Annotated in this window: 10 protein-coding genes; 4 read left to right on the top strand and 6 right to left on the bottom strand. The window is 68.1% G+C overall.

Features of this window, described 5'->3' with window-relative positions:
• Positions 1-8: 8 nt before the first annotated feature.
• Genes ACGGKE_RS16795 through ACGGKE_RS16785 form a run of 3 tightly spaced genes read left to right on the top strand, consistent with a single transcriptional unit; the run spans position 9 to position 3141 of the window.
• Positions 9-1130, top strand: coding sequence for an inositol-3-phosphate synthase (locus ACGGKE_RS16795; protein ID WP_394442413.1), 1122 nt, complete (start codon positions 9-11; stop codon positions 1128-1130).
• On the top strand, positions 1127-2131 hold the full coding sequence (locus ACGGKE_RS16790; RefSeq protein ID WP_394442410.1) for a zinc-binding dehydrogenase: 1005 nt from the start codon (positions 1127-1129) through the stop codon (positions 2129-2131). The genes ACGGKE_RS16795 and ACGGKE_RS16790 overlap by 4 nt, the downstream gene beginning before the upstream one ends.
• An 11-nt stretch (positions 2132-2142) precedes the next feature.
• Complete coding sequence (locus ACGGKE_RS16785) at positions 2143-3141, top strand: Gfo/Idh/MocA family protein (RefSeq protein WP_394442407.1); 999 nt, start codon at positions 2143-2145, stop codon at positions 3139-3141.
• Between the two features lie 30 nt (positions 3142-3171).
• Here the strand turns inward: ACGGKE_RS16785 and ACGGKE_RS16780 are convergent, their stop codons facing one another.
• The 5 genes from ACGGKE_RS16780 to ACGGKE_RS16760 are packed head-to-tail and all read right to left on the bottom strand — an operon-like array spanning position 3172 to position 9035.
• The gene (locus tag ACGGKE_RS16780) at positions 3172-4008 is read right to left on the bottom strand and encodes an HpcH/HpaI aldolase/citrate lyase family protein (protein WP_394443088.1); all 837 of its coding nucleotides are present in this window, start codon (positions 4006-4008) and stop codon (positions 3172-3174) included.
• Positions 4005-4457, bottom strand: coding sequence for a MaoC family dehydratase (locus ACGGKE_RS16775; RefSeq protein WP_394442404.1), 453 nt, complete (start codon positions 4455-4457; stop codon positions 4005-4007). The genes ACGGKE_RS16780 and ACGGKE_RS16775 overlap by 4 nt, the downstream gene beginning before the upstream one ends.
• Entirely contained in the window at positions 4454-6316 is a 1863-nt protein-coding gene (locus ACGGKE_RS16770) for an acetyl/propionyl/methylcrotonyl-CoA carboxylase subunit alpha (RefSeq protein WP_394442401.1), read from the bottom strand. Before ACGGKE_RS16770 ends, ACGGKE_RS16775 begins: the two co-directional genes overlap by 4 nt.
• 5 nt (positions 6317-6321) lie before the next feature.
• Complete coding sequence (locus tag ACGGKE_RS16765) at positions 6322-7923, bottom strand: carboxyl transferase domain-containing protein (protein ID WP_394442398.1); 1602 nt, start codon at positions 7921-7923, stop codon at positions 6322-6324.
• The gene (locus ACGGKE_RS16760) at positions 7920-9035 is read right to left on the bottom strand and encodes an acyl-CoA dehydrogenase family protein (protein WP_394443085.1); all 1116 of its coding nucleotides are present in this window, start codon (positions 9033-9035) and stop codon (positions 7920-7922) included. The genes ACGGKE_RS16765 and ACGGKE_RS16760 overlap by 4 nt, the downstream gene beginning before the upstream one ends.
• 138 nt (positions 9036-9173) lie before the next feature.
• Between ACGGKE_RS16760 and ACGGKE_RS16755 the strand changes: the two genes are divergently transcribed.
• On the top strand, positions 9174-10064 hold the full coding sequence (locus tag ACGGKE_RS16755; RefSeq protein ID WP_394442395.1) for a LysR family transcriptional regulator: 891 nt from the start codon (positions 9174-9176) through the stop codon (positions 10062-10064).
• On the opposite strand, the gene ACGGKE_RS16750 is transcribed toward ACGGKE_RS16755, so the two are convergent.
• Entirely contained in the window at positions 10061-12649 is a 2589-nt protein-coding gene (locus tag ACGGKE_RS16750) for a PAS domain-containing protein (RefSeq protein ID WP_394442392.1), read from the bottom strand. The two genes, ACGGKE_RS16755 and ACGGKE_RS16750, sit on opposite strands and share 4 nt — an antisense overlap.

Genomic DNA, 12649 nt, shown 5'->3' with positions numbered 1-12649 from the left:
GACGTTCCATGCCGCCAGCCCCCATCAACATCGCCATCATCGGGGTGGGCAACTGCGCCAGTTCGCTGGTGCAGGGCCTTTCCTTCTACCGGCCCGAAAGCAACGATCATCACGGGTTGATGCATTGGGATCTGGGGGGATATCGTCCCTGCGACATCAAGGTGGCGGCGGCCTGGGACATCGACCGGCGCAAGGTCGGCAAGGATGTGGCCGAGGCGGTGCTGGCCAAGCCCAATTGCACCCAGATTTTCTGCGCGGACATCAGGCCGAGCGGCACGACCGTCGAAATGGGTCGCATCCTGGACGGCGTCGCCGAGCATATGGAGGATTATCCGGACGAGCGGACCTTCCTGCCCGCCGATGCGCCACAGGCGACGCGCGAGAGCGTGGTGCGGCGGCTGCGCGAGGCGAAGGTCGACGTGCTGCTCAACTATCTGCCGGTGGGATCGCAGCAGGCGACCGAATTCTATGCCGAATGCGCGCTGGAAGCAGGCGTCGCCTTCGTCAACAACATCCCGGTCTTCATCGCGAGCGACCCCGCATGGGCCGACAGGTTCCGGCAGGCCGGGGTGCCGATCATCGGCGACGACATCAAGGCGCAGCTGGGCGCGACCATCGTCCACCGCGTGCTGACCGACCTGTTCGCCAAGCGCGGCGTGAAGCTGGACCGCACCTACCAGCTCAACACCGGGGGCAATACCGACTTCCTCAACATGTCGAACCGCAAGCGGCTGGCGTCGAAGAAGATTTCCAAGACCGAAGCGGTGCAGTCGGTGGCGCACAGCCGGATCGAGGACGAGAATATCCATGTCGGGCCATCCGACTATGTGGCGTGGCAGAATGACAACAAGGTCTGCTTCCTGCGGATGGAAGGGCAGCTGTTCGGCGGCGTGCCGATGAACCTGGAGCTGCGCCTGTCGGTCGAGGACAGCCCCAATTCGGCGGGCGTGGCGATCGACATGATCCGTTGCGCCAAGCTGGCGCGCGACCGCGGGCTGGGCGGGCCGATCGATCCGGCCGCCGCCTATTTCTGCAAGCACCCGCCGCGCCAGATGACCGACGACCTGGCGCATGAGGCGCTGGAAGCCTTCATCAAGGGAGATGCAATCATGGCGATGGCGGCGGAATGAGCGAGATGCTGACGATGGAGAAGCAGGCCAGCGTCGACGCGCCGCTGATGCGGGCGGCGGTGGTGACGGGCCCCGGAGCCGTGCGCATCGACCATCTGCCCCGCCCCGAGCCGGGGCCGGGGCAGGTGCGGGTGAAGCTGGAAGGGTGCGGCGTGTGCGCGTCGAACCTGACCCCCTGGGCCGGACCGGAGTGGCAGACTTATCCGCTTCGCCCCGGCGAGCTGGGGCATGAGGGATGGGGCGTGGTGGATGCCGTGGGTGAAGGCGTCACCGACGTGCAACCCGGCGACCGGGTGGCGACGCTGTCCCACGCCAGCTATGCCGAATATGACATAGCAGACGCGCAGGCGGTCGTTCCCCTGCCCGCCGCGCTGGACGGCATGGCCTTCCCCGGCGAGCCGCTCGGCTGCGCCTTCAACATCTTCCGCCGCTGCGACATTCAGGCGGGTCAGACGGTCGCGATCATCGGCGTCGGGTTTCTGGGCGCGATCCTGTGCCGGCTGGCGTCGCAAGCGGGCGCGCGGGTGATCGCCATTTCCCGCCGGTCCTCTTCGCTCGAGCTGGCGCGCGACCATGGCGCGCACGAGACGATCCCGATGGACGATCATCAGGCGATCATCGACCAGGTGAGCGCGCTGACCGAAGGTCGTTTCTGCGAGCGCGTGATCGAGGCCGTCGGCAAGCAATGGCCGCTGGACCTGGCGGGCGAGTTGACGGCGGAGCGCGGCCGGCTGGTCATCGCCGGCTATCATCAGGATGGCCCCCGCCAGATCAACATGTGGCTGTGGAACTGGCGCGGCCTCGACGTGGTGAATGCCCATGAACGCGACCCGACAATCTATGCGCAGGGCGTGCGCGACGCGATCGCGGCGGTGACGGCGGGGCGGATCGACCCGGCGCCGCTCTGCTCGCACCGCTATCCGCTGGAGCAGCTGGACGCAGCGCTCGACGCGACGCGGGACAAGCCCGACGGCTTCGTCAAGGCCGTAATCACGCTATGAGCGCGCTGCTCATGACGCGGCCGCGCCTCGGCTTTCTGGGGGTCGGCTGGATCGGCCGGCACCGGATGGAGGCGATGCTGGGCTCCGATGCCATCACGGTGGCGGCGATCAGCGACGCGTTGCCCGACAACAGCGCACAAGCCGGGGCGCTGGCCCCCGGCGCCGTGCAGCTGGACGATATTGACGCATTGCTGGACCAAGTGCTGGACGGCATCGTCATCGCGACGCCGAGCGCGCTTCATGCCGAACAGTCGATCCGGGCGCTGGACCGGGGCATTGCTGTCTTCTGCCAGAAGCCGCTGGGCCGCAGCCGCGCGGAAGTGGCGGCGGTGATCGATGCGGCGCGGCGGGCCGACCGGCTGCTGGGCGTCGATCTCTCCTATCGCGGGACGGCGGGCATGCGCGCGATCCGCGAGCGCATACAGGCCGGCGAGCTGGGGCATGTCCATGCGATCGATCTGGTGTTCCACAACGCCTATGGACCCGACAAGCCCTGGTTCTACGATCCGCTGCTATCGGGCGGCGGATGCGTGATGGACCTGGGCGTGCATCTGATCGACGTGGCGCTGTGGATGCTCGACTTCCCCGAAGTGGAGAGCATCGAAGCCGATCTGTTCTGCAGGGGTCAGCCGCTGGCCGACCGGTCGGCGCAGGTTGAGGATCTGGGGTTGGCGACGATCCGGCTGGCGGGCGGCACAGTGGTGCGGATCGCCTGTTCCTGGCATCTGCCCGCGGGACAGGACGCCGTCATCAGCGCCGATTTCTACGGCAGCGCGGCAGGCGCGTCTTTCCGCAACGAGAATGGGTCCTTCTACGATTTCAGCGCCGACCTGCTGCGCGGCACCCGGCGCGAACGGCTGACGGAGCCGGGCGACGCATGGGGCGGACAGATGGCGACGCTCTGGGCGCAGCAGCTGGCGCGGTCCAACCGCTACGATCCGGATTGCGAGAAGCTGATCGCGCTGGCCGCGATCATCGATGGCATTTACGAGGCGGCGGCGCGGACGTAGCGCGACAGCGAAAGCGACAAGTGCGCCGCGTCAGCCGAGGCCAGCGCGGGCGAGCAATTTGCGCGCCTGGGCCAGATGCGGGGCGTCGATCATCCGTCCGTCAAGCAGCAGCACGCCGGCATCGGGGGCGCGGTCGAATGCATCGATAACCGATTGCGCATGAATGATCTGCTCGGGCGTCGGCGTGAAGGCCGCGTTGATGATCGGCACCTGCGCCGGGTGAAGCGCCATCATGCCGGTAAAGCCATCCTGCGCGCCGCGCGCGGCATAGGCGGCCAGGCCGTCCGCGTCGCCTATGGCGGGATAGACGGTTTCGATCGCGGCGACGCCGGCGGCATGCGCGCCGAACAGGGTGAGGGCGCGCACCATTTCATAGGGGGACGTATAGCGTCCATCGGGCTGGCGGCTGCCGGCGGCGCCGATCGCGGCGGGCAGATCCTCCGCGCCCCAGGTCAGGCCGCAGAGCCGGTCGGCGACTTCGCCATAGTCGCCCAGCGCAAAGATGGCGCGCGGCGTTTCGGTGGCGATCGGCAGGATGCGCACGCCGGGCGCAAGGCGCGCGGCCAAGGCCCCGACCGTCTGCGCGCCTTCGCTCTTGGGCAGCATGATCCCGTCGCAGCCCTGCGCGGCGGCAAGATCCTCCGCCAGCGTGTCGCCATCCACGGGATTGATGCGCACGAGGCGGCGCACCGGCCCGGAAAGGGGCGCGGCGAGATAGTCGGCAACGGCGGCCCGCGCCTTGTCCTTGGCGGCGGGCGCGACGCTATCCTCCAGGTCGAGGATGATGGCGTCGGCGCCGCTCTCCGCGGCCTTGGCGAAGCGCTCCGGACGATCGCCGGGCACGAACAGCAGCGAGCGCAGCCTCATGCCGGCCGCCGGTGCAGCAAGGCGGTGCGCAGGCATTGGCAGACGATCTCGTCCCGCTGGTTGCGCAGGTCATGACGGAAGGTGACGAGCCCGGCCGTGGGGCGGGACTGGCTGTCGCGCAGGGCGACGACTTCGCTAGCGGCGCGCAGCGTGTCACCGAGGAAAACGGGCTTTGGCATCACCAATTTGTCGTAGCCCAGATTGGCGACCAACGTGCCGAGCGTCGTTTCCCCGACCGACAGGCCGATCATCAGCGCGAAGGTGAAGGTGCCGTTGACGAGGATCTGGCCGAACTCGCTGGCGCGCGCGGCCTCCACATCGATGTGCAGCGGCTGCGGATTATGCGTCATCGTCGAGAAGAGGAGATTGTCGGTTTCGGTCACGGTCCGGCGGACCGGATGATCGATCCGGTCGCCGATCCGCCATTCGTCATAATGGCGTCCGCTCATGCCGCATCCTCCGCAACGATGCGCGCGAGCAGCGTGCCTTCCTGCACCTGCGCGCCTTCGTCATGCGGCATGTCCCCGACGATGCCGTCGAAGGGAGCGGTCAGTCCATGTTCCATCTTCATGGCTTCCAAGGTGACGAGTTTCTGCCCCTTTGTCACCTTGTCCCCCGGCGCCACCGACACCGCAATGATACGGCCGGGCATGGGGGCGAGGATCGCGCCGTCGCCCGCCGCCGCCGCACCGCTGGTCGCCGCGCGCCAGGGAGTGACCTGCCAGCTGCGCCCCTGTTCGGTGACGAGGGTGCGGGCGAGCGGCGCCGGGCCGAGCGCCCCGGCGGCGGGCGCGAGCGGCGCATCGATCACCACGTCGACGGGATGGCCATCGACCAGGACGCGCGCCTGCCGCTGCGGCGCGGCGTTGAGGCGAAAGCCCGCAAGCGCGCCCGCGCCGCCGACCCGGGCGGCCGCCTGCGCCAGCGTAGGTCCGCTGGGCAGCGTCGCCGGCATCAGCGCCTCCCCTTCGCGCGCGATGAGGCCGGTGTCGATGTCGCCGGCGGCGAAATCGGGGTGGCGCAGCGCCTGGACCAGGAAGCCGGCATTGGTCCGCAGCGGCCAGACCACCGAGCGGTCGAGCGCAGCCGCGAGCGCGGTGCGCGCGGCGTCGCGGCTGTCGCCATGGGCAATCAGCTTGGCGATCATCGGATCATAAAAGGGCGATATGGTGGCGCCCTGCGCGACGCCAGTATCCACCCGGACGCTGTCGCCCAGGTCGAAGGCGTCGAGGCGGCCGATCGAGGGGAGGAAGCCCTTCGCCGGATCTTCCGCATAGAGGCGCGCTTCCATCGCCCAGCCCGTGATGGAGAGATCCGCCTGAGTGCGCGGAAGCGGCTCGCCCGACGCGACGCGCAATTGCCATTCGACAAGGTCCTGCCCCGTGATCGCTTCGGTCACGGGATGTTCGACCTGAAGCCGCGTGTTCATTTCCATGAACCAGATGCGATCGGCGCGCAGCCCTTCGGACGCATCGGCAATGAACTCGATCGTTCCGGCCCCGACATAATCGACAGCCCGCGCGGCGCGGACGGCAGCGGCGCAGAGGGCGTCGCGCGTGGCGGCATCCATCCCCGGTGCAGGCGCTTCCTCGATCACCTTCTGGTGGCGGCGCTGAAGCGAGCAGTCGCGTTCAAACAGATGGACGATATTGCCATGGCGGTCGCCGAACACCTGCACCTCGATATGGCGCGCGCGCTCGATATATTTTTCGATCAGCACATGGGCGTTGCCAAAGGAGGAGGCCGCTTCGCGCTGACAGGAGAGAAGCGCGTCGGCGAAGTCGACGGGCCGTTCGACCAGCCGCATCCCCTTGCCGCCGCCGCCCGCCACCGCCTTGATGAGTATGGGATAGCCGATCGCGGCGGCCTGATCCGCCAGATGATCGGGATCCTGATTGTCGCCAAGATAGCCCGGTGTCACCGGCACGCCTGCATCGGCCATCAACGCCTTGGCCGCGTCCTTGAGCCCCATGGCGGTGATGCTGGCAGGATCGGGCCCGACCCAGATGAGCCCGGCGTCGATCACCGCCTGCGCGAACTGCGCATTTTCCGACAGGAAGCCATAGCCAGGATGGATCGCCTGCGCGCCCGCGTCGCACGCCGCGGCGATGATGCGATCGCCCAGCAAATAGCTGTCGCGCACGGGCGCGGGGCCGATCCGCACGGCGTCGTCCGCCATGGCGACATGCAGCGCCTGCGCATCGGCGTCGGAATAGACTGCCACGGTGCGGATGCCGAGCCGCCGCGCGGTGCGGATGATGCGGCAGGCGATTTCGCCGCGATTGGCGATGAGGAGGGAAGCAAGCATGGCCATCACATCCGGAAAACGCCGAAGGACGGACGGTCGGCGGTGGGCGCGTTGAGCGCGGCGGCGAAGGCGAGGCCCAGGACATCGCGCGTCTGCACCGGGTCGATGATGCCATCGTCCCACAGGCGCGCCGTCGCATACCAGGGGCTGCCCTCCTCCTCATATTTGCGGCGAATGGGGTCCTTGAAGGCTTCGGCCTCTTCCGGCATCCAGCGCCAGGCGTCGCGGTGGACGGTGGCGAGGACGGAGGCCGCCTGCTCGCCGCCCATCACCGAGATGCGGCTGTTGGGCCAGCTGAAGAGGAAGCGGGGACCGTAGGCGCGGCCGCACATGCCGTAATTGCCAGCGCCGAAGCTGCCGCCGATGAGTACGGTGATCTTGGGCACGCTGGCGGTGGCGACGGCGGTCACCAGCTTGGCGCCATGTTTGGCGATCCCTTCCGCCTCATAGCGGCCGCCGACCATGAAGCCCGAGATATTCTGGAGGAACAGCAAGGGCACGCGGCGCTGGCAGGCCAGTTCGATGAAATGCGCGCCCTTGACCGCGCTTTCGCTGAACAGGACGCCATTATTGGCCAGGATCGCGACCGGCATGCCCCAGATATGCGCAAAGCCGCAGACAAGGGTGGTGCCATAAAGCGGCTTGAACTCATGCAATGCGCTGCCGTCGACGATGCGGGCGATGACTTCCCGCACGTCATAGGGCGCGCGCACGTCCTGCGGCACGATGCCGTAGAGATCGGCTGGGTCATGGCGGGGCGGAACGGGATCGCGCAGGTTGATCGGCGGCGGACCCTGCGGCGCGAGGGTCGAGACGATGTCGCGCACGATGCTGAGCGCATGATCGTCATCGTCGGCGACATGATCGACGACGCCCGACCTGCGGCCATGCAGATCGCCGCCGCCCAGATCCTCCGCGCTGATGACCTCTCCGGTGGCGGCCTGCACCAGCGGCGGCCCGGCGAGGAAGATGGTGCCCTGGTTGCGGACGATGACGCTTTCGTCGCACATGGCGGGGACATAGGCGCCGCCGGCGGTGCAGCTGCCCATGACGCAGGCGATCTGGGGAATGCCGCGCGCCGACATTTGCGCCTGATTGTAGAAGATGCGGCCGAAATGATCGCGGTCGGGAAACACCTCCGCCTGATGGGGCAGGTTCGCGCCGCCGCTGTCGACCAGATAGATGCAGGGCAGATGATTTTCGAGCGCGATCTCCTGCGCGCGCAAATGCTTCTTGACCGTCATCGGGAAATAGGTGCCGCCCTTCACCGTCGCGTCATTGGCGGCGATCATCACCTGGCGGCCATGGACCCGGCCGATCCCCGCGACAATACCCGCGCCCGCGATATCGCCGCCATAAAGGCCATGGGCGGCAAGCTGCCCGATTTCGAGAAAGGGGCTGCCGGCGTCGAGCAGATGGTCGACCCGATCGCGCGGCAGCAGCTTGCCGCGGCCTACATGGCGCGCGCGCGATGCGTCGCCGCCGCCCAGCGCCGCGGCGGCGACATCGGCGCGCAGCTGGTCGGCCAGCGCGCGGTTATGCGCGGCATTGGCCCGGAACGCCTCGCTGTCGGGCGAGAGCGCGGTGTCGAGAACCGGTCCGCTCACCGGCCGATCCCGATCAATTCGCGGCCGATGAGCATGCGACGCACTTCGTTGGTGCCCGCGCCGATGTCGAGCAGCTTGGCGTCGCGCATATAGCGTTCGACCGGCCAGTCCCTGGTATAGCCCGCGCCGCCCAGCGCCTGCACCGCCTCCAGCGCGACACGCATCGCATTTTCGCTGGCAAGCAGGATGGCGCCGGCCGCGTCGAAGCGCGTGGTCCGCCCCGCGTCGCAGCTTCTGGCGACGGCATAGACATAGGCGCGCGCGCTGCTGAGCGCGACATACATGTCGGCGACCTTGGCCTGCATCAGCTGGAAGCTGCCGATCGGCTGGCCGAACTGCCGGCGTTCGCGGACATAGGGAAGGACCGTGTCGAGACAGGCCTGCATGATGCCCAGCTGGATGCCGGCGAGCACCGCCCGCTCATAGTCGAGGCCACTCATCAGCACCTTCGCGCCGCCGTTCAGCGGGCCCATGACATTCTCGCGCGGCACCTCGCAGCCGTCGAACACAAGTTCGGCCGTGGGCGACCCGCGCATGCCGACCTTGTCGATCTTCTGCCCGATCGAGAAACCCGCCATGCCCTTTTCGATCAGGAAGGCGGTGATGCCCCGGCTGCCCTCCCCGGTCTTGGCATAGACGACCAGCGTGTCGGCATAGGGGGCGTTGGTAATCCAATATTTGGTCCCGTCCAGCACATAGCCAGCATCGGTCTCGCGCGCTTTCAGCTTCATCGAGACGACGTCGGAGCCGGCGCCGGCCTCCGACATGGCGAGGCTGCCGACATGCTCGCCGGAAATGAGCTTAGGCAGATATTTCGCCTTCTGGTGGTCATTGCCCCAGCGGCGGATCTGGTTGACGCAAAGGTTGGAATGCGCGCCATAGCTGAGCCCGATCGACGCGGACGCGCGGCTCACTTCCTCGCAGGCGACCACATGTTCGAGATAGCCAAGGCCAAGTCCGCCCCATTGTTCCTCGACCGTGATGCCATGCAGGCCAAGCGCACCCATGGCGGTCCAGAGTTCATCGCGCGGAAACCAGTCCTCAGTGTCGATGCGCGCGGCAAGGGGCGCGATGCGGTCGGCGGCGAAACCGGCGGTGGTGTCGCGGATCATATCGGCATTGCCGCCGAGCGCGAAATCGAAATCGGGCGTCACGAGCCTCTCCTTGCTGCCTGACCGTAACGCCAGCATAGCAGTAGCCGATCCGTCTGAAAAATTGACCGGGCGCTAAGCACATCATAGACGGTGTCTATGATCGAACGCTATTTGATCCATTATTTCCTGGCGGTGATGGACCATGGCAATTTTTCGCGCGCGGCGCAGCAATGCCGGGTGTCGCAGCCGACCCTGTCGGTGGGCATCGCCAAGCTGGAGGCGCTGGTGGGCCATGTCCTGTTCCACCGCACCAACCGGCGCGTGGAGCTGACCAGCGCGGGCGCCGCCTTCGCCACCCATGCCCGGCGCATCGAGGCCGAATTCGCGCGCGCGGCGCAGGCGATGGCGGGCGATGCGCCGACCAAGCTGGTGCGGATCGGCCTGCTGTCCACGCTGCCGGGGCGCTGGGTGGAAGCAGCGACCCGCGCCGCCTGCGCGGTGGAGGGCGAGCGGATCGAGATTGTCGAGGGGCGGATGCGGGATCTGACGCCGCGGCTGGAGCGAGGCCGGATCGACGTGATGATCGGCGTGCTGGACGAGAGCGCGGACGCGGCCGACTCCTTGTTCAGCGAGGGCTATGCGCTGGCGATGGCGGCCGATCATCCGCTGGCCCGGCACGCGGCGCTGGAGCCCGAGGCGGTCGCCGGTGCGGAGATGATCGTGCGGCGCAACTGCGAAGCGCTGGCGCAGGTCAGCCGCTTCTTCACCCGGCGCGGGGTGCGGCCTTTCTTCGCGGCGCGCACCGCCGACGACGAGCGGGCGGTCAGCTATGTGAAGGCCGGCCTGGGCATCACGGTGATGCCGCGCTGCTTCGCGCAGCCGGGCATGGCGATGCCGGCGCTGGCGGGATTCAACCAGCGGCGGCGCATCGGATTGATCGCCGACCCGGCGGCGCGCAAGCGGATCGAGCATAGCGCGAGCCTGCAGCGCTTTGCCGAGACCATCCGGGCGATGGCGGCCGAGATGTCCGCCGCAGAACCGGCCTAGGCGACATCTTCCCAGTCGCGCTGGAGCGCGCGGGCGAGATCGGCGCGGATGAAGGGCTTGGGCAGATGGGGGAAGAGCGGAGAGAGCGAGCCGAGATCGGCATAGCCCGACATGATGACGATCTGCGTCGCGGGCAGTCGTTCGCGCAGCATCTGCGCCAGCTGGGTGCCGGTCATGTCCGGCATCATATGGTCGCTCAGTAGCATGTCGGGCCGCAGCCCGTCATCGATCAGGCGCAGGGCGGCGGGCGCCGACGCGGCCTCCGCCACTTCATAGCCAAGGCTCGCCAGCATTTCGCGCGTGGTGACGCGCACGGCATCCTCATCATCGACCAGCAGCACCAGCCCGGCGCCATTGGCCGCGCGCGGCGACACGGCCTGGTGCGGCGCGGCCTGATCATTGGCCGCGACGGGCAGCCACAGGGTGGCGCTGGTGCCCCGGTCGCGATGGCTTTCCAGCTGGAGCGCGCCGCCAAGCTGACTGGCGAGGCCATGAACCATGGACAGGCCAAGTCCCGTGCCCTTGCCCACGCCCTTGGTCGAGAAAAAGGGTTCGACCGCGCGGGCGAGCGTCGCGGCATCCATGCCCTGCCCCGTGTCCGTGACGGACAGACGCAGATAGGCGCCGGGCGCGAGATCCCCCTGATCGCCCGCGACATCGCCGCGCGCAACGCGGATCGTCAGCGTACCGCCGTCGGGCATGGCGTCGCGCGCGTTGACGCTGAGGTTCAGCAGCGCCATTTCGACCTGGTTGGCGTCGGCCAGCGCGAAGGGCAGGCCAGCGGGACAATCGAGCAGGATCCGGATCTGTGGGCCGAGCGTGCTGGCGAGCAGGCCGGCCATGTCGTTGACCAGACGGGACAGATCGACGGCCATCGGCTGGAGCGGCTGGCGACGCGCGAAGGCGAGCAGCCGCTGGACCAGCGCGCTCGCCTTCTGCGCGGACTGCAGCGCCGCGTCGACCAGCCGCCGGGTGCGCGCGTCAATGTCCTCGCGCATGCAGATGAGGTCGAGATTGCCGACGATCGGCGTCAGCAGATTATTGAAGTCGTGCGCGACGCCGCCGGTCAGCTGGCCCATCGCCTCCATCTTCTGCGACTGGCGCAGGACGGCGTGAGCTTCCTCCAGCTCGGCGGTGCGGGCCTCGACCCGCTTTTCCAGCTGCTCATTGGCTTCGCGGACGCGCTGCAGCAGCCGGGCGTTTTCGATTGCAATGGCCGCTTGCCCGGCCAGGCTCGACAACAGCTGTTCATGCCGTGCGGTGAAACGCGCGGCGTCGGGATGGCCGAAGAACAGGCCGCCCAGCACAGCGCCATCGCGCGCCATGACCGGCAAAGCGAGATAGCTGCGCACCGGCAAGTGCCCCTTGGGCATGCCCTTGCCCGGTGCGTTGCGGCCATAGCGATCGTCACGGGTGATGTCGTCGGAGCGGACAATGCCCTGCCCTTCGAACGTGGGCGCGAAAATGGCGGTGTTGCGCGGCATGGGGAAGCCGTCAAAGGCCTCGCGCGACACACCGGACAGCGCGTACAAGCGATAGCTTTCGCCGCGGGCATCAACGACATTGTAGAAGAAGGCGCCGAAGGCCGCGCCCGACAGTTCGACACCGGCATCGGTGACGAGCTGCACCAGCCGCTCCAGATCATGTTCCTGCGCCAGCGCGATGCCGACGCGATTGAGCGTTTCGACCGCGCGCTGCGCCAGCCGCTCCTCCGTCACATCCTCGCACGAGACGGCGATGCCGCTGACCGAACCGCTGGCGTCGCGCAGCGGCACCCAGTTTTCGCGCCACACGCTGACGCCTTCGGGCCGGCCGGGCGTCGGGCCGACCACTTCTTGGCCCCATACCGGCTCGCCGGCCAGCACGCGGCGGAAAAGCGCGCTCGCCTGCTCGGACAGGTCGGGGATCATTTCCGAAATGCGGCGTCCGACATGCGCCTCGGCGGGCGCGCCGTTCCACTGCGCGAGCATGTCGTTCACGCGGACATAGCGAAGGTCGGCGTCGAGCACGGCCAGGCCGACGGGCGAGGCCTGGTAAATGGCGGCTAGCTGGTCCGCCTGGGTGCGCGCCTGCTGCTCGCGCAATTGCAGCGCGGCTTCGCGTTCCCGCAAGTCGCGCTCGGCCAGCACGCGCTTGGTGGTCTCGGACACGATGCACAGCACGCCGCCGATCGCGCCATCCTCCAGCCGCGCCGCCGAATAGGAGACGTCGAAATAGACGGTTTCGCCCTCCGCGCCCCGCTCGATATAGAAGGGGCGGTCACGCGCGGAAAATGTCTCCCCCGTGTTGTAGACGCCGCGCAGCAGCGGCTCCAGATCGTCCCACAGCTCCGCCCAATATTCGCGCGCCGGGCGGCCGAAGGCGGCGGGATGCTTGGTGCCAATCGAGGGGGCATAGGCGTCATTATAGAGGGCGACATGGTCCGGCCCCCAGAAAAGGACGATCTGCGCGCGCGCCGCCCGGATCGTGTCCATCAAGGTGCGCAAGCTGGCTGGCCAGCCTGACGGCGGCCCGAGCGGAGAGGCCGTCCAATCGACTCGCGCAAGCGTCTCCTCGATCGGGACAACGCCTTGCACACCGCTCAT

This window comes from Sphingobium naphthae, from assembly GCF_043589935.1.
Lineage (GTDB): Bacteria > Pseudomonadota > Alphaproteobacteria > Sphingomonadales > Sphingomonadaceae > Sphingobium > Sphingobium naphthae_A.
This window is presented reverse-complemented; position numbering and strand designations above follow the sequence as displayed.